At 42.1% G+C, this 18349-nt stretch carries 13 protein-coding genes; 3 read left to right on the forward strand and 10 right to left on the reverse strand.

Annotated elements, in window-relative coordinates:
* The 10 genes from N475_RS24130 to N475_RS24175 all read right to left on the reverse strand — a co-directional run.
* Window positions 1–5052: beta strand repeat-containing protein (locus N475_RS24130; protein ID WP_155732626.1), on the reverse strand; the 5052-nt coding region annotated here is incomplete at its 3' end.
* Window positions 5052–6236: a TIGR03032 family protein gene (locus tag N475_RS24135; protein WP_081232496.1), complete on the reverse strand. Its 1185-nt coding sequence runs from the start codon at window positions 6234–6236 to the stop codon at window positions 5052–5054. The genes N475_RS24130 and N475_RS24135, both read right to left, overlap by 1 nt.
* A 59-nt stretch (window positions 6237–6295) precedes the next feature.
* The gene (locus N475_RS24140) at window positions 6296–7420 is read right to left on the reverse strand and encodes a S8 family peptidase (protein WP_063366087.1); all 1125 of its coding nucleotides are present in this window, start codon (window positions 7418–7420) and stop codon (window positions 6296–6298) included.
* A gap of 40 nt (window positions 7421–7460) precedes the next feature.
* On the reverse strand, window positions 7461–8009 hold the full coding sequence (locus N475_RS24145; protein WP_063357561.1) for a phage tail protein: 549 nt from the start codon (window positions 8007–8009) through the stop codon (window positions 7461–7463).
* 13 nt (window positions 8010–8022) lie between these two features.
* Window positions 8023–8550, reverse strand: coding sequence for a phage tail protein (locus N475_RS24150; RefSeq protein ID WP_063357560.1), 528 nt, complete (start codon window positions 8548–8550; stop codon window positions 8023–8025).
* A gap of 15 nt (window positions 8551–8565) precedes the next feature.
* Window positions 8566–9114: a phage tail protein gene (locus N475_RS24155; protein WP_063357559.1), complete on the reverse strand. Its 549-nt coding sequence runs from the start codon at window positions 9112–9114 to the stop codon at window positions 8566–8568.
* Between the two features lie 29 nt (window positions 9115–9143).
* The gene (locus N475_RS24160; RefSeq protein ID WP_063366088.1) at window positions 9144–9449 is read right to left on the reverse strand and encodes a DUF6916 family protein; all 306 of its coding nucleotides are present in this window, start codon (window positions 9447–9449) and stop codon (window positions 9144–9146) included.
* 57 nt (window positions 9450–9506) lie between these two features.
* Entirely contained in the window at window positions 9507–10019 is a 513-nt protein-coding gene (locus N475_RS24165; RefSeq protein WP_081232498.1) for a GNAT family N-acetyltransferase, read from the reverse strand.
* 42 nt (window positions 10020–10061) lie between these two features.
* On the reverse strand, window positions 10062–10676 hold the full coding sequence (locus N475_RS24170) for an aspartyl/asparaginyl beta-hydroxylase domain-containing protein (protein WP_063357557.1): 615 nt from the start codon (window positions 10674–10676) through the stop codon (window positions 10062–10064).
* Window positions 10677–10681: 5 nt separating this feature from the next.
* Window positions 10682–11401 carry an NHL repeat-containing protein gene (locus N475_RS24175; protein WP_063357556.1) on the reverse strand — a complete coding sequence of 240 codons (720 nt, stop codon included), beginning with the start codon at window positions 11399–11401 and terminating at the stop codon, window positions 10682–10684.
* 556 nt (window positions 11402–11957) lie between these two features.
* Here N475_RS24175 and N475_RS24180 point away from each other — a divergent pair.
* Genes N475_RS24180 through N475_RS24190 form a run of 3 tightly spaced genes read left to right on the forward strand, consistent with a single transcriptional unit; the run spans window position 11958 to window position 17800 of the window.
* A complete protein-coding gene (locus N475_RS24180; protein WP_081232499.1) occupies window positions 11958–15785 on the forward strand; it encodes a TOMM system kinase/cyclase fusion protein in 3828 nt (1275 codons plus the stop codon).
* Between the two features lie 15 nt (window positions 15786–15800).
* Complete coding sequence (locus tag N475_RS24185) at window positions 15801–17198, forward strand: hypothetical protein (protein WP_063357555.1); 1398 nt, start codon at window positions 15801–15803, stop codon at window positions 17196–17198.
* Window positions 17198–17800: a hypothetical protein gene (locus tag N475_RS24190; protein WP_063357554.1), complete on the forward strand. Its 603-nt coding sequence runs from the start codon at window positions 17198–17200 to the stop codon at window positions 17798–17800. The genes N475_RS24185 and N475_RS24190 overlap by 1 nt, the downstream gene beginning before the upstream one ends.
* Window positions 17801–18349 lie beyond the last annotated feature (549 nt).

Below are 18349 nucleotides of genomic sequence, written 5' to 3' on the forward strand. Positions count from 1 at the left end.
AAAGGTGAATGATGCCGCGCCTTTTTCCGTGTTTGAGTATGCTGAGTCGCCAAAAGCAACGCTATGGCCCGTGGGAGCTTGCGTGTCTAAAGTCAGTGACAAGCTTCCCGCCGCGTTCGTAGTATTCCCCGCATTGTCAATAGATTGCGCCGAGATACTGTGGCTTCCAGCCTGTAAAGTAGAAGCTGTGATACTCCAAGTACCCCCTGACACCGTGGTGCTACCAATGTTGCCATCTAGATTGGACGAGAGATTAATCGTATCTCCGGTTGTGCCAGTGCCTGTAATGGTTGGGGTCGTATCATTGGTAATGTTATCTGTATTTGACGAACCAGAATCACTACTCGCAGATAGATCCGGAGTACTTGGTGCGTTAGGAGCGGACGTATCGACGGTTACGCTCAAAGCACTAGATGCACTACTCTCATTACTGCTCGCATCAGTTGCTTTGGCTGTAATGGCATGGGTAGTTGCAGACAATGCACTTGTGGTAATTTGCCAGTTTCCACCAGTTGCGGTTGCACTGCCAATAACAGTATTACCAGTTTGGTCACTATACAGTCTGACTGTACTGCCAGACTCGGCAGTGCCGCTAAAAGTAGGTGTTGTATCAGACGTATAATTGTCTGAGTTTGAGCCACCAGTGTCTGAGCCAGAGTCTAAATCAGGCGTCGACGGTGCATTTGGCGCCACATCATCAGACACTGTTACAGTAAACGATTTTTGGAATGTCGTTGTTCCATCATTAGTTTGAAGGCAAACAATGTAGTTACCTGCAGCAAGCGCTGCTTTAGTTTGCAAATTTGAGCCGCTGATCTGAAAACTGCTGTTTCCAGAATTAGCAGAGCAGGTTCCACTGGCGCTGCTGCCACTGGTGACCAGAGTATATGTATGGCTATCGCCGCTATCCAAATCAGTCGAAGAAAGACTACCGACATTAGTCGCTGAGCCAGTTGCTGACTGATTAATACTGGTGGCTGAAAGAGCAATATCAGTTGGCGCATCATTTTGCGCTGTAATATTGACCACAGCTTGGTTTGTACCAGTACTATTTGAAGTGCCATCATTAAATGTGTAGTCGAGTGTGACATTCGAAGGTGGATCTTCGGAGGTATTGGCGTAGGAAATAGACTGAATAACACCATCTACAATTGCTGAAGTAGCGCTGGTATTAAACGTCAGCACCAAAGTACCCGCCGAGTTTGTGGTCACAGTACCCACACTCGTGCCATTGTAGGTAAACGCGTTGCCTTGGGTCAGGGTACCAAGTAGATTCAGATTGGCAAAGACATCTTGAGCATTGGCACCGCCATTTCTCACAATCGTTAAAGAACCATTATTATAATTTCCAACACCACCATTGAGTGCATCAAGCTCCGTATCAGCAACAGTAGCATCGCTATCAATGGCGACCGCAGAGCCATTTTCAGTAAAAGTTGATAGTCCATTTAAAGCGCTGAAAGTAGGTTTGTCATTGGCCGCTATCATTGTAATAACAGTATTTGCGCCACTGTCGGCAACAGTAAAGTCTAAACTTGCACCAGGCGAATTAGTTAAGCTCAAAGCTGTCTCAACACTGGCGAAATCCGTTGCATCGGTATCAACTTGTAAGGTGCTATTGCCGTTAAAGCGCACATTGCTTGTGGTCAAGCCCGTCACACCCGTTATGGTAATAATATCGCCAACCGCAAGATCAGCAATGGTATCGCCATTCAGATCTGAAGCACTGCCAATGAAGGTATCGTTGCCCCCATTACCTGTCATCGAATCTGTTCCAGCTCCCGGTCTAATGGTATCCGCGCTGTCACCACCGGTTATCGTATCATTACCCGTTAAATCTGTTGCAGAGATCACCAAGCTATCTCCAGCTAGTGATGCTGCATTAATTGTGACGCCAGCATTGATTGCAGAGCCTGATGAGTTGGTAACCGTGACACTGCCACCATTTGACGAAAAATTGTCTGGGATAGTGACAGAAAAAACACTGTTTGAACCCAAGGCTATATTTTCAATGCTGGACACACTAGTGGAGCTAAAATCAAAAGTCCCGCCACTAACCAATGCCAAAGCTTCACTTCCCGCGGCGCCATTTATGGCAGTCGAAAAGTCACTGACATTTTGTGCGTCAATAGTCACCGTTGCACCACTTGTCAGAGACAATGTACCTACATTACTGAAAGTGGCACCCGTCGTATTTGCTCCATCACTGGCTAATACAAGATCTGCCGCTGTTCCTTGACCGGTGAGACTGCCAGTAAAAGATTGTCCCGCAATATCAAAGGTAACGGCATCTGTCACCGACGTTGCTGTCACATTGGTCGTCACACCAACGGTTATCGTGCGGGTATTCGTTGAATCATCACCGACAGTATAATTCTCAATTCCTGACAGCACGGTAAAATCACCATCGCCGGAGATAATAATGGTTTCTGTGCCACCAGCAGTAATTGAACCACTAAAGCCTTGATGTTGCGAAGCAGTCATAGTGACTGATGCACCTGCGGCGAGCGACAGATTAGTGACATTTGAAATAGTTGCACCGCTAATATTAGCGCCATTAGACATACTCAACGTATCAGCGGCAGTACTGTTCCCCGATATCGTGCCGGTATAAGTCAGTGTCCCCACATCGAACGTAACTGCATCCGTAGCACTTGTAGCCGTTACAGTATGCCCAGCCGCAGAGATAGTGACAGTTCTCGTATTGGTTGAGTCGTCTCCAAACACATAATTTTCGATGCCCGAAACCGTGGACACATTACCATCTCCGTTTACTGAAATGGTTTCGGTACCCGCAGCTGTCACCGTACCCGAAAACTGTGATAATTGCGACGCGCTAAATGTGGCTGATGCACCACTTGATAAAGTTAGATTTTCAAATCCAGATACAGTCGCGCCTGAAATGCTTCCGCCATTTCCAACGGACAAAGTGTCAGTACCTGCCCCACCGGCTATAGTGCCAACGGCGGTCAAAGTACCTATATCGACAGAGTCATTGTTTCCACTACCCGTGATATTTTGCGCAGCTGCACCCAAAGTGAATGAGTTAGCCACCGACAGAACATAGGATTCAATGGCTGCATTTCCAGTTAAACCATTCGTTGCTGCTGAAATGGTTATTGTGTCTGTGCCTGATGCAGTCATAGAACTAAAGCTATCGTGTTGCGCTTCAGTCATCGTCACAGAAGCGCCAGACAGTAACTCTAACACTTCAACATTAGACACTGTCGCGCCCGAGATATTTGCACCATTTGAGAGCCTTAAAGTGTCTCCAATTCCACCGCCGGCATTCAAGGTCCCCGTCACAGTTAATGCCGCGGCATTTATCGTATCGTTACTGCTGCTGCCTGTTACATTTTGCGAAGCACTGCCTAGGGCAAAGGTCATGGCAGCCCCAAGCACGTAGGTCTCGATGTCGGCATCGCCTGTTAAAACCCCATTACCATTGGCGCTAGAGATAGTAAATTGATTGGTGTTAATACCATTTATCGTGGTAAACGACTCGTGCTGGGTTTCACTGAGCGTCAAATTACCATTATTTGCGGCTGCTAAAATCTCAAAGTTAGTAAGTGACGTTAAGCCACTGATATCTACTCCATCTGCAACATTTAGGGTATCGGTACCACCTCCGCCATCTGCTGTTGAGCCAGATGCATGTGATGTTTGTGCAATAGTCAGTGACTCATTTTCACTGCTAAACTGAATTGCAGGGTTTAAATTAGCGCCAGTTGTGGTATTGAACGATGCTGCTGACGATGCCGTTGAAGTAACATTTGTAACACTCACCGTTGAAGTACGAGATACACTATTGTCCGTACCATCATTGACAACTACAGTGACTGTTCTTGCCGTTGTGTTAGGCGTAGAGGATGTATTGTTGTACGTAATGGCATCTAAGAACGTTTGTACTTGGCTCAGTGTTGCCGTTGCGCCAGTTATAGAAATGGTATCTTGCAAAGTAATGTCAGAGGCACCACTTATGCCATTCAACGCATTTTGCGCAGACGCAGTTACATTTAACCCCTCTGACGCGCCATCTTGGTCATTTGTCAGCGAAACAGTGATAGTTTTAATCGTGTCCGACTCTGCATCTGTTACACTGGCACTGTTGGTGATGCCAACTCCGCCACTTCCCTCCGAAAAAGCAGATGCTCGATTATTGCCTCCAGCACCTGTGTCTAAATCAACAACTGGCGCTGTATTTGCAGCCGTCACCGTAGCCCCAACATTAAAGGTGTAAGTCCCCTCATTTGGGTCATTGCTAGTGATGGTAACCGTGGCTGTCGGCGAGCCCACTGTTGTCGGATCAAGCTGAACCACAAATGTCGTACTGGTCACCCCGTTGAGAGAGCTTGCTCCTGGCTGACTTGAAATAGAAAAATCACTAGACGCCGAAATGCTCACCAAGGGTGAACCACTCAAAGTCAGTGTAGAAGCTGCGATTACATTTTCTATCGTAAACGTACGTGTAAAGTTACTACCACCCGTTTGGTGTGAGCCAAAATCGGTATGATTACTGGCACTCAGAGAGGTTGTTCCCGATGTAATAGATTGACCATTACCTTTTAAGTTAATATCAGGATCAGGTGCAGCCGCGGTACAATCATTGGTGTCTGGGTACCACACTCCAGGACCCGGGCCCGCTTCACAGCTTGCCTGACTACCATACGCTGTGGTACAGCCAAAAGTCACTTGGCAAGAAGCGGCCAGCTCTTTGGCTATGCTGACTTCACCACTAACTTGGGTAGTATGCATTCCTTCGCTCTCAAGCAGCCCTTGCTGTGCTAAAAAGTCTAATGTTGCAGATCTTGCTTTATCTTCAGTTACTTGAGCGCTATTTTGATTTGCAATATCAAAGGTATCATCTTTGTGTACACCATTGTCTCTTACCTGCTGAAAATAATATTCATCTCCAGCTGCTATTGACCTGAGCGTTGGCACTTCGTGATCGATTTTAAAATAACTATCTGAGATACTTGGAGTTTGATCCGCAACGACAAGCGACGGGATCATCACCCCTAAAATTGATGTCGCCATATCTAGCTTTTTCATTACAGAACCTCCTGAGTGTAGTCATACAAATGCGCAGAGATAGCATCATCTCCACTTATCATCTCGGGATATGTGGTGTTTGGTATGATGCATAAGTCATATAATTGGCTCACATCGCCTTTAAACTTTAAATTGGATAACACGGCACCCGTGTGTTTATTGATTACCCAAATACCGCATACTGTATCGCGCTCAGTGTGAGACGCTGACAAAGGAATATCACTCACGGCTTTGGTTGCACGAACGTGACTTGTAGCGACTAACATAAGATCACCAAAAAAAGTTAATCCACGAGTGAATCCTGGCAAAGTCACAATAACTGAACGTGTTTTTGTTGTGGGGTTATAGCTGACCACTTCACCGCAACCTGAGTTACAAAAGTATACTAAGCCTTCATGGCATCTAGGCGAGTGTGGCATCGAGAGGCCATCTAGCAAGATTTCATTTTTTTCTACATCTATCAAGGTACCGTTAAGCTCGGTCCGCCAAGAGTCTTGCTGATCTTTAGTATTGAATGTTGTTACATATCGTGGTTTGCCATCTAACATAGCCATGCCATTGAGGTGGCAGCGATCTTCAGGGCGCAATTCACTGATAAAGTGAGGTTTCCAACGTGCAGTAAATCCGTTCTCGGAAGATAATGTCGCTAAACATGAGAAGCTAGAATTTACCACCCATAAACCTTCGTCTCCCCATGCTATATCGTGGGTATTTAATGTACCTGTGGTAAGCGATGAGCGCTCAGTAAATAAGACATCACACTGTTTAATGGCGCTGATTTGCTCGCTTCTAAGCTGTTTGAAAGTCGTTGTATCACGCTGCTCATCACGAAGCTTAGTAGCCAGAGCATCAAGGTCGTCAAGATTACCGCTCACGACACTGCTACGAGACATGTCACTTGCTTTGAAGTTAACAATGCGGTTGACCGTACTCACTAGAAGTCTATCTTCGCTGACACTTAAGCCCATCGGTCTTACAAACTTTTTAACGCTACAATTGAGCGTGTCAGCTCTACTTCTCAATAGCATGAGCGCATGAGACTGATAGCTCGAGACGACCAAAGAAATCCCCAGCGCTTGGAGGATCTTAGGAAAGTTCTCGCTGTACTCACTGGCAAAGTTTAAATTTACGAAGTCTCGTTCGTCACTCGTGCTTCCGTAGCCTTGTTCCTGATACCCTTGCATGTCTTTACTCCTTAGCGAATAGCTGGTAACAGCCACCCAACAATCAAACAAGCTTTATTTTAATTTTTATTTTTTAGTCCAATCTCACTGCTTGAGAGACCACACCCTAACAAGTACGAAATCTCCCCTGTCACCATGGCTGCGGCAGAGGAAGTACCACTTTGCACAATATGTGTGCGATGTTTTTGTGGTAAAAAGTTTGCAGGCGCATATAAGTCAACGCACCTACCGTAATTTGAATAAGACGCCATAGTCCCATCTTGAGACAATGCACCTACTGTTGTAACACCTTCAATTTCCGACAGCTTATTGGCTACACAAGCATCTTCTGCATGATTACCCGCAGACACTACAACGTAAGAGACCCCACCATAATCCAAACCGTCACGTATAACATCGGCCAAAAGCTGAGAAACAAAAGGTAAAGTCCAGCTACTATTGATTACGTCTACTTTCATTTTTTGAGAAACACTAAACGCAAGAATCATCGCAGAGTTAAGGGTACTAGCTTGCCGAATAGCAACTAACTCCGCGACGGCTTGCTCGTCGGTGCTATATTTGGACAGAAGCTGGTTGGCGATAACCCCAGCCACCATATTGCCATGCCCTCGTACATTGCTTTGGCGATTAAGCATGGCCTGCTGACGATCAGCATCGTAATCTAGTAAAACTTTAAAAACAGAAAAGTGCGGTTTAGACAAATCAAAGCCGTCATCAATAATCGCAATACGCTTGGTTGTTGGCTTAATGCCACATTGCGCAGTTTGCAAACGCTCAATATCTAATTTTTCGGTATTCTCAGTATCATTATTGACCATTTTTTTTGCGGCTCGCACAATGGCGAAGTCTGGCTGTACAGCCATCATATTTGGCAAGTTCTCAATTAGTTTATAACTTTTAGTAAAAGATGCAGAGATTGGAGATATTAAAATGACTTCGCTATCGTGAAGCTCAGCAAGTACTTGTACCTTGCCCAATTTTTTTAAGCTATCAAGTACAGTTTTTTGATTTTTCGGGGCTTGGACGATGATTTTACCATTAAGATAAAACTGAAAGCCGATGTTACTGTTGTATATATTTTTCTGGTTTGAGGGTGATAATACAATCGACTGTTCGTGGTTTTTAAACGTAACAAAAGGTACATGGGAGTTATCTTGTGCAATAACTCCCAAACTTAAAAGCATAACGAAACACCAAAACAGTTTCACTCCCTGTGCACCCTTTTTAACTGCGAGGAGGAAAAATACCATCTATGCATATACAAAACTGTATTGCTAAGTATGGCTGTCTATTTTCATGCGCCTGATTCTGCCCATTGCTTAATACAGCTTGAGGATTCAAATAGATGTTTGAGCCCCCCAAGTCATCAGAAGAATATACCCTAGCAACCCCACCAGTTGTCGCTCTTGCAGCAGAAAGTAACCCAGTCCCATTGGACCTATCAACAAGACCATCTTTAATGGTTTTGCCCGCATATAACTCGTGAGTATGTGAAGGTAGCTGACTTTCCATTAGCACAACATCGGGTAGTCCAACTCTATCACCTAAATCTCCCGGTGACAGACCAGGACCGGTACCAAACATCGTTGGGCTTCTGCCCTGTAAATCTGGCATTTGCATATTCGTTTGACCATTGCCGCCATAAGTAGTACCAATGACCGCAAACAACGCTTGATTTTGTGATATATCAACAAATTGCCCGTTGCAGAATGTATAACCAACTGGAGCGAAGGTATAAGGCAACATATCAACCTGACCAATAAATGGATCCATTTTAGTACTCCTTTTAGTTGCGAGACGGGTATAAACCGTTCATACAAATGATAAAACCGAGATATAGCATGGGCATTCTATTTTCATGTGGCTCGTCATCACCTGTAGTACCTATTGCTCGATCGCTAAATGGGTTGGTTTCTAATCCGGCCGTTGAGTCTGGTAAAAAATGCAATTCACTCCCGACATAAGACTGCCCTTGTACAGGTGCTTGTAGCTCCGAAGTCGCACTGGTGACTTGCACTGTGTGACTATGCGCTGGTAATTGCTCTGTTGATAGAACAACCTGTTCAATCCCAAAACGCTGGCCTAAAACTCGATTTGTCAATCCTGGCCCTTGGCCATCTCCCACTGGGATTCGCCCACGCATGTCAGGTAGTCCATAAGTACTGCGGCCGTCGCCCCCATAGTTTGAACCCAATAAGCTAAACAAGGATTGATTGTCTGTTATTGCTTGTAGCTGACCTGCACAGTAAGACCAGTGGTAGGGAGAATACACGCCTGCAAACATGCGAATTTCCCCTAAATATGCATCACTCATATTCTGCTCCTTTGCTTAGTTTCTTGGCGGATATGCACCATTGAGTGCAATGATAAAGCCGATGACAGTAGTTGGTTGCATATTGGTATGTGGCGCATTTGACCCCACAGTGCCCAGACTCTGAGAAGACAACGTATCTAACCCCCCTGAGTTGTCTGCGTAAAATTCCTTCACCCCTGTAGGAAACTGCGTATTTGCAGTCGATATAGTGTATCGAGCAGTTGGGGTTGAGTTACTAAAAGGCAAAAAACTATCGCCTTCTAACGAGTTAACTTGGAAATCATGATTGTGCCCCGTTTGGGCATTAGTCAATGTCACGTCTTCAAAGCCACTTTTCTGACCTTGTTGAACAATGTCATACTTACCTTGATAGACAGGTGCACGTCCGCGCATGTCCGGCAAACCAAAGTTCGTACGGGCATCGCCACCAAATGTGTCCCCGAGTAATGAAAATAGTGCTGGATTATCATTTACAGGTATCAATGCACCATTGCATGCAGCCCAGTGAACTGGTGGAAAGTTAAAGGCAATCATTTGCACCATGCCTAAATACGGATTAACCATAAAAACCACTCCTTACTTTTGACTTGGGTTTAACCCACTTCTTGATTGCGCTTGCGAGAAATTATGATCTGATATTTATCAACATCATGAATGCTCATAAACATCGGATATTCACCAAACGCACTGTGCTTAAACAGGTAAGTGTCTTGAGGAAGTTGGTTTTTAGGATCTCCAATCAACGAAATACTAAAAGATGAAAACTCTTCTGTATCTATTCTGCCTTTCTCGACCTTTCTGATCTCTAACTTTCCAACTTGCTGTTCATTTTGCAAAGAGAATACATTGACCTCTTCACCAACCAATGAGTGCATCAGTTCTTGCGTGACTTTTTCCATTTATTGCTACTCTTCGTATTTTGATTAACAGAGGGTTCATCAACAGATGAATCCGAATTAAACGCCTACTATGCTCTTCATTGCAGGGGGATACCAAATCATTAACTCATAAGGAGGTTGAACCTCAGAGACTTGGAATCCGAGCTCAAGATACAAACGTTTAACGCTCAAATTGTGACTCAAAACAGTTAAGGTTAGTGGTACAGCCGATTGCGCAGCGCAGTGTTGAAAAGACTGAATAATAGCTCGCCCAAAACCATGACCTCTCGCAGCAATCAAAAAGCCGATATCTATCAAGCGAATTTCATTGTGGCCAAAATCTAACGTGGCTTTGCCTATGGGTTCATTATGCTTTTCAATGATAAAATACATCGCATTGGGATACTGAGCCCCATAGCCTTGGGTTTGCGCTTTAAGCTGCATATCAACAATAGACTCAATGAAGTCTTGTTCACCATCTATACACTGCAAGTCCTGTCTTACTTCTCTGTGCAGCTTTTCAATAAATGGTTTATCACTCGCTGTTGAAGGGCGGATGTGAAGCCCTTCTGGTATGGTAAATTGCACCATATTCCTTATCCTCTTTTGTGCATTTATTGAGTATATGCAGCTTTAAAATTTTTGCTCGGAACTTTTTATGATATTTTTCAGCCAATCTTCTACTTTACAGTCAATAACCAAATTGATTCTCGGTTCAGAGCCCAGATTGGATACGCTATGGACTAAATGTGCGTTCATGTACCACACATCGCCACGCGTCATGGGTACTCTTTGGCCATCTACAGTGAAGTCAACATCATCAATACCACTAATTGGTACATGTATTCTCGCTTCACCGTATTCCATTGAAACTTGATGATCGTTGTGCGGCAGTATCTTGCTACCACCTTGAAGTCTCATTAGCCGGATTGATTTCAAAGAACACTGAAACTGTTCGAGAAAATTAGCCAGTGTCGTTAGGTGTTTCATAACAGGTAAAGGTATAAAGTCGGCATCTGTTTGCTCAATTGAAAAGCACTGCAATATAGGGTGCGCATCAATATGCTCTTCTTTACTATAAAGCGGCAATACATCCCAAGAACCACTGAAGCAAGCCTGATTAACGTGCATATGCCACTGCGATTCTCCTAGCTTTTCAATTTCTGAACTGATGGCTTCGAGTTCGAAGTTTAAAGGCAACTTTGCAAACGCAATAGGTTTTTCAAGGCGACCTAATTCATTCCCCATACTTATCAACCCATAGGCTTTCCATACACATCAAAGGTATAAACAATATCTCTAAACTTGCCACCCAATACGCGAATTGTTTGATATCCATCAATAGAAACTAAGTTAGCTTGCTTTCCAAATGTTCTCGGCGCGTAGCTATAATGATAGACACCTTGACCATCAAACACTCTTACATCGTTCGAATGCCCATTTAATATATGGACTAAACCCCTCTCATCTGAAGTAATTGATTTAATTCCACTCAATTGCTGGGGTAAATCAATACCAAACTCGCCAAATATATTCTGTACATCACCATTAAAACCAATTGTATAAATTGAGTGGGTATTCCCGCTCGCAACAAAGATACGTTGACTTTTTTCGTCAACTGCAAAATCTTTTATATGACCAACAACCGGCGGAACAGGAATGGCTCTTGTTTTCTCACCTAGGCTATTAAAAATTGAAATTTCTTTTGATAGTTCGAACAAAATATAGACTTGATTTGAGTAGCGCCTAGCGATCACTGGCTTCAATGTAACTTCTACTGGTGTATTTTGAGGACTCGCAACTAATAAAGTAGGAAATTGAGATATTAGCTGACGTAAATCATCGCCAGATAATCTCTGAGTGTAGAGATCTAATCTGGTTTCATTTGACTTAGCCCATAGATACGCTGATGAAAAGAGCGAACTTGCTGCACACACGGATACTGATGATTTCAAAAATGAACGGCGCTTCATAACTAACCCTGTCTCTTTATTAGACGATTCAATCGATTATTACAAAATACAAAACAATAATAAATTACACGAGATTACACCAAACCATATAACTAATTAATTCATGGTAAATTTATTACCCAATTAACATTTAGCAACCCATTAGGGTAAGGAAGCATGAAAAAGCTTTCCTATACATAGCAACAATTTACAAAATCACAACCATGCGGTTGCGCTGAAAAAACTTGTTTACATGTCTGATACAACCATGTATATCTAAAAAATAATATGCATCACATACAACAAGGGATTGGAGCAATATATTCAATAATTCTGAAATAAAGAGTGTGTAAACTTCTTTTTTCATTGCTTCTTTGCCGGTCAATTAATACCAAAATTTAGGATAATTAATGTTGCGCCATTATTTCTTACTAGGTCAAAAATCGTATATTTTTTCGATGTCAAATTAAATAGAACTTGCCATCGTCATCTTTTAAAAAACGATGTAAGATTCGCACTGGCAAACAATTACAATCATATTCTGGCAGCAGATAAATAACTCGAAGAAATAAGTATCATGTCACTAACTCATTTTTCTGACCCATACATAGAAAACCGCTTCGACTCGACTCAATACGAGCTACTTTATAAAATTGGGGAAGGTGGTTTCGGCAAGGTATATAAAGCTAGAAATAAAAATACTGACCAAACTGTCGCAATTAAATTTTTGGCACTAGAGCCACACTTAGAAGAAGCTAAAAAGAAGCGCTATATAGAACGATTTAAACGAGAAACAGCGCTAAGTGGCCAATTAGAACACCCGCATATTGTTAGACTACTTGATAAGGGACAGGTTGATGAGCACTTACTATTTGGTGTTTTTGAATATGTAGAGGGTCAATCTCTACGTGAGTATTTAATGCAAGAAGGCGCATTAGATGCAGTCAATGCAACAGATATAATGCTACAAGTATTAGACGCATTAATTCATGCCCACAAAAAGGGCATTATTCACCGAGATATCAAACCTGCCAATATCATGCTTTCTCAGTCTGGGGCAAAGACCCATGCGAAGATTCTAGACTTTGGTATCGGTACACTCACCCAAGAAAACAGACACCAAGACTTCTCGACAATCACCCTAACACAAGAAACAATCGGAACCCCTTCTTATAGTGCACCCGAACAGTTAAGAGGCGAACCTGCATCTGAAAAAACAGATTTATACGTTTGGGGACTTGTTCTTTTAGAATGTTTAACAGGGATGCCTGCCGTCACAGGCTCCAGTGTTGCATCGATTTATCATAAACAATTGAGTGACGTACATATTCCTATTCCAAGTGCACTTTTAGGCCACCCTCTGTCGGGGTTACTGCGTCGAGTGTTACAAAAAAACGCCACAGAGCGCGTGATTTCTGGTCAGGAAATTTTCTCCGAGCTCAATTTAATGAACGTCTCTAACCTAGTAGGTATATTGGCAGATGTTCAAGCTCAACATGGCTATGATGACAATACTGTTGTACTAAGAAATGATGATCCAAATAGCCCACTTGTACATGACTACACAACCCTCACTGAACGCAAGCAAATCACTGTACTTGCCCTTAGATTGAGTGCTAAACGTCTAAATGACAGTGCAAAAGACTTGGACATCATAGACACCCTGTTTAAGTCGCAACGTAATCACTGTATTGATATTGCAACCCGCTTTGGTGCTTACCATGTTGGTAACCTAGCAGACACAATGCTGTTTTATTTTGGCTATCCGGTAGCCAGCGACAATGATACGAGGTTGTGTGCACGTACAGCCTTAGAGGCAATTAGTGAACTATCCAAGCGCAATGCATTGATGCAAGAAGCCCACGGAATTCAGCTTAATGCACACATTGGTATTCACTCAGGTATATTTGTTACATACGCAAATGCAGTTCCCGAAGGCAATGTTGCCAATACAGCAATGGACCTTTCCCGTCTTGCAGGAGAGCGCCAAATTCTTTGCTCTGCAGAGTCACGCGCAATTTTAGAGCCGTACAGTGACTTTGACTATTTCGATAATGTGCAACTTGGGTTGTCTTTCGAGCAACTCTCTATCTACAACCTAAAAGGCGAAAAACGTATTGAAGCCTTTGGTTTCATGCGCGGTACCAAAACAAATCATAAATTGATTGGTCGCCAATTAGAGTTGGATAAAACCTTGTCTGTGATTAACGGTGAAAACAATACTCGTATCGCGCACATATACGGCGAAGCTGGCATTGGTAAGTCCAGGCTCTTGCAAGAAGTAAGAAGCAATGCAAGTAAGTATCAGCATCTGGTAGCGCAATGTCTTCCTGAGCACCAAAACAATGCTTTGTACCCAATTCTAAACTTAGTTAGATACTTGTTCAACACTGATAACCAGCCAGCAACGAATATCATCCAATTATTCAGAGATATATTGAATGAATTTGGTTTAGCCTCTTCAGAGATAGATGCCACGCTCCCTGTGCTGATGGTTTGGTTAGCGATTCCATTACCCGACGAAATGCAGACGTCTTCTCACTCACCGGACGAACAAAAGTCTCTCTTATTTGCTGGTTTAAGTGCTTTACTGCTGTCTCGAAAGTCAAGTATCACTGAATTCAAGTTATATATTATTGAGGATATACACTGGTCAGACACAGTCACACTTGAGTTTTTGCGCCATTTTGCATGTCAGCTTCAAGATGGCAGTGTGATGATAAGCACCTCTAGGCAACCATGTCCAAATAGTTTACTTGATCTTACGCTTGTGGAAATTGAGCTGAATAAACTAACCACTAAAGCGACCGCCGACTTTATCGAGCAACTTTTTGAAAGTAAAAACGTTTCAGAAAATGTACGCTCTGTTTTGGTTAAACGCACAGACGGTATTCCGCTATTTATTGAAGAGCTTGTGGATATGCTAAAAGAAAAGCAGCTTATTCATGAGAGCAATGGCGCTATCACATTTATCAACCCAGATAAGTTAGAACAAGTTCCCAATAGCTTGCGCGAGTCCCTTCAACAAAAGCTGGATAACTTAATACACGCTAAAGAGACTGCCCAACTCGCAGCAACAATAGGTAGAGAGTTTGAGTATGAATTACTCATCAGTGCATCTTCATTGAGTGAAGACCAAATTCAAAACGACTTAAATGAATTACTTGAAAAAGAATTAATCATTCAACAAAGACGTGTTGATACAGATAGCTATATATTTAAACACGCTTTAGTTAGAGATGCAGCTTATGACAGCATGGACAACAAAGCAAAGACAGGTAACCATTTAAAAATTGCTCACACGCTGCAAACATTCGCAAACAACTTCTCTGTACAATTTGCCCAAGGTGAACACTTCGAGAAAGCCTTAGCATTCACCGATGCATTTAAAGTATTCCTAAAGGTGGGAAAAACAAGTACTTCAGAATCTCGTTTCCAACAAGCGCAAGTTGCACTTGAGAAAGCGAATAGCATTGCAACTGAGCATAAGTCTAAACTTGAGATTGCAGAGCAAGAGGTACTTGACCTGCAGCTCAGCCTCGCTAATTTTTACATCGGATTTAAAGGCTATGCCAGCCCAGAGGTGCATGCCAATTACAACAAAGCCATTGATATTGCGCAGAATATTGAAGGTACACCTGAGTTATCTAGAACCTTGTGGGGCATTGGAGTCTACTACATGGTTCGGGGTAATTTTGAGGAAAGTATTCAAACCTCGAAACAAGCTTATGAATCAACCAAAAGTATTGAAACAGTAGACCAAGTTGCTCTGAATGCACTTGTGGCGGGTTCTAAGCTTTGGTTGGGTCACTATGAAGAAGCTGAACAAGTTTATGAGCAGAATCATGCTTTATTTGATGCTGAGCTAGATGCCCAATTTAACCAAAATTATTCTTACAATATTGGTATCGCTGAGTTGAGCTACTATGCGATTTGCTGTGTAGAGCTTGGTAAAAAAGACCTAGCACTGCAATTGTCAGCAAAAGCTATTTCAACCGCTCAAGCTATTGGCAATGTATTTTCGCACTCCCACGCATTAACTCGAGGGGCATTAATTAAATCAATGCTTGGCGATACACAAGGTGCTCTCAAATACGCAGAGCAAGCTATCCAACTCACCAGCGAGCACAATATAGCACTTTGGAATATTGTCGCTAATTTGCTCGAACAATTCTTGTTAATTCAGTTGGGTCAACAGCGCTGTAGTGAAGCTTTAAATAAATGGATAAATGCCTACGAAAGTACAGGCGCACTCGCCAATTTACCTTGTTATTTATTGATGCTAGCCAAGGCAGAGCAGACTTTAGGAAACACTAACCAGTCTTCTGATGCACAAAATAAAGCTTTAGAAATCAGTCAAAAAACTGGTGAGACTTTTTACATGAACAAACTATTTGAACTTTAATAAGGCATCAAGTTAATGATAATAAAAGCAGCCATCGGCGCAGTAGGACTAGCAATAGGGGCAGCTAGTTTTGCAAACACCGATCAGCTACCCAATGATACATGTAAAGTCCCCTTTGATAATACACCCGTAGGGTGTTTCCCAGGTGCAATCTCGGCAGGTAGCAGCGAAAATTCGCAGGGCTTTAGAAACTATGCCGTTAAGCAGTTTTATGCGTTGAACTGGCCTGTAACGGATATCAGCAGCCGAGAGCCTGATCTATCTAAAAATCCCGCGCCTTTCGATATTAGTGTTTGGCAAACTTGGCAAACCAAAACTGATTTAACAAAAGGATCTAAACCTGTTTTAACAGCGCAAAATAAACAAGAAATTGCAGACATATTAAAGTCACTTAACATAGCCCAAAGTCAAACTTTCGCTAAACATTTAGAGTATCTGCATGACACTGATATTCCTGATCAGGATCACCAACCACTTGTCGCGATAGATAAAAGTAAATTGCACTTTGAGGTCTACTATAATGATGTTGCCGTCAATGACTTGAGTAATTTTGCTAAAAACAATTATCAGTTTACTACCGGTAGCACATCAGACGCTAAACGCGGTGCTATTGTTGCCAAAGGCGCTTGGAGAGTCATTCCAAAAAGTGAATACAGCACAATAGACCAATTCCATACTTCTTTAGCATGTATCTACTCTGACACTAACACATGTAACATTCAGGTTGTTGGACTCGCAGGGTTACACATAGCTAATAAAATGAACCCTCTTCAGTCGACAGAAACAAAGTGTGAAGGCCTAACGTGTAAAAACATCAAGATTTCTGAATGGTCTTGGACTACCTTCGAGCACTATCAAAATGCACCAAGTGTTGCTTCTAAAAGTGACTTTAGCAATATTGATAAAACGGTATCTTGGCTGTTATATGACAACAGTAAAATAGACCAGAACATCAAAAACTGTACTGAAGAAGAACTTCTAGCACTTGATAATGCAAATTGTGTTGTCAATCAAATACCAAAATCAGCGTCTACTTCTGCTCAGATTATTCGATTTCAGCCTTCAGACAGAAATTTTAAGGTAGAAAACCTTTCTGAGAAAGTCTGTAAAGGTTCAGGACTATCATCGCTCGACTATTCTAGCTGTCTGACAATTCTTGCTTATACCGAAACTCCAAATGTTTCTCCTTTACAAAATTATCGATTAATCGAAAACGTTTGGGTTGATACCAGAGGCAATATTCTACCTGCTTATTCTGGTAAAAATGCAGTTGATAAAATTATACGTAATTCGTCTATGGAGCCATTTGACCGCAGCGTGAGCCAAGACAATCTGGACTGTGCTGCTTGCCATAGACATGCCAAATATGACGGTATGTTTACCGTCCCCTCAATTATCAAAGGAGATAAATAATGACTACGGCGCTTATTAACGACTTATGCTGTATGCAACTACTTTACGCACAGGCAACTAAACCTGAGCTTAGACAAATTACTAACAGCATATACAGCACTCTTATCTCAGAGCCAGAAAACAGAGCAATTTTGAGAGATAAGTATTACATTCCAAATTCACGTGTAAGTGTTGTAAACACTACTGCTGAAATGTCTATTGAATATGCTGACAAACTAGTACAAATCAGTGGTTCTAAAGCAGCTGCTATCCTAGTAAATCAACAACTTGGTGAAGTTGCATACCGTTGTGTTTTCTCAGCAGATAGAACGCCTATTTTTGAACTAGCAGGCGGCGCTTCAGTACCTAGCAGTGCCCCAGCAGTAAATGAAGAGCAGCAAAAAGCGCTGGTTTTGACGTTATGGCACCTAGCTTTCAATGACAGCGATCGTGAAGAATTCTTAAACTCTCAAAACAAAGCGAGTGTTTTACAGAGCATTGAAGTTGATGGCAATTCAATAAATTCAGAGATTGCGACTTGGATTGATGCGCAAATCCAAGCTCAAAATATTACAGACCTAAAAGACTTTGTTGGTTTCTACCTATACAAAGCAACTTGGTAATATTTTTCCCCTTTGTTTAAGCTTAAACAAAGGGGTTTTCCCACTTTTATCCTGCTCACTAATCGATAAGTTCTTCAAAGCTCGGTTTGTAACTTAATCAAATAAAGTTTCAATAAAATTAAAAATATAAATACAACCAACCTATAAATGACTAAGTCCACCTTGTTTGATTTGCCAAGCTAATGTAGGTATTTCTCTCGATCGAAATAAATCATTTAATTTTAAAATCAATGATTTATAGATAAAAATCAAATAACAAGATTAATGATTTTACTATTCATCAAAACCTATTTATTTTAAGCTAGGCCATATTACCTAATACAATAAAACTGGAATAATAGCTTTTTTCATATCTCGCTGGTAGAAAAACAACTTAAGGCAATAAACACTAAATTGTTAATCAAGTGACCTACTCGAGATTCTCATATTAAATAGCATCAATACCTTTCACATAATGTCAATTTTAAAATCCGCTTATGGTACTTATCATTACTTTGTCATATCACACGGCCTTGTTGATCAAATAGACCTTTACTGACGGCCTTGTCA

The sequence above is a fragment of the Pseudoalteromonas luteoviolacea DSM 6061 genome, from assembly GCF_001625655.1.
Taxonomy (GTDB): domain Bacteria; phylum Pseudomonadota; class Gammaproteobacteria; order Enterobacterales; family Alteromonadaceae; genus Pseudoalteromonas; species Pseudoalteromonas luteoviolacea.

Coding starts and splice junctions, on each gene's coding strand:
- N475_RS24135 (WP_081232496.1), bottom strand. CDS start 6,236: ATGCAAGGGTATCAGGAACAAGGCTACGGAAGCACGAGTGACGAACGA.
- N475_RS24140 (WP_063366087.1), bottom strand. CDS start 7,420: ATGCTTTTAAGTTTGGGAGTTATTGCACAAGATAACTCCCATGTACCT.
- N475_RS24145 (WP_063357561.1), bottom strand. CDS start 8,009: ATGGATCCATTTATTGGTCAGGTTGATATGTTGCCTTATACCTTCGCT.
- N475_RS24150 (WP_063357560.1), bottom strand. CDS start 8,550: ATGAGTGATGCATATTTAGGGGAAATTCGCATGTTTGCAGGCGTGTAT.
- N475_RS24155 (WP_063357559.1), bottom strand. CDS start 9,114: ATGGTTAATCCGTATTTAGGCATGGTGCAAATGATTGCCTTTAACTTT.
- N475_RS24160 (WP_063366088.1), bottom strand. CDS start 9,449: ATGGAAAAAGTCACGCAAGAACTGATGCACTCATTGGTTGGTGAAGAG.
- N475_RS24165 (WP_081232498.1), bottom strand. CDS start 10,019: ATGGTGCAATTTACCATACCAGAAGGGCTTCACATCCGCCCTTCAACA.
- N475_RS24170 (WP_063357557.1), bottom strand. CDS start 10,676: ATGGGGAATGAATTAGGTCGCCTTGAAAAACCTATTGCGTTTGCAAAG.
- N475_RS24175 (WP_063357556.1), bottom strand. CDS start 11,401: ATGAAGCGCCGTTCATTTTTGAAATCATCAGTATCCGTGTGTGCAGCA.
- N475_RS24180 (WP_081232499.1), top strand. CDS start 11,958: ATGTCACTAACTCATTTTTCTGACCCATACATAGAAAACCGCTTCGAC.
- N475_RS24185 (WP_063357555.1), top strand. CDS start 15,801: ATGATAATAAAAGCAGCCATCGGCGCAGTAGGACTAGCAATAGGGGCA.
- N475_RS24190 (WP_063357554.1), top strand. CDS start 17,198: ATGACTACGGCGCTTATTAACGACTTATGCTGTATGCAACTACTTTAC.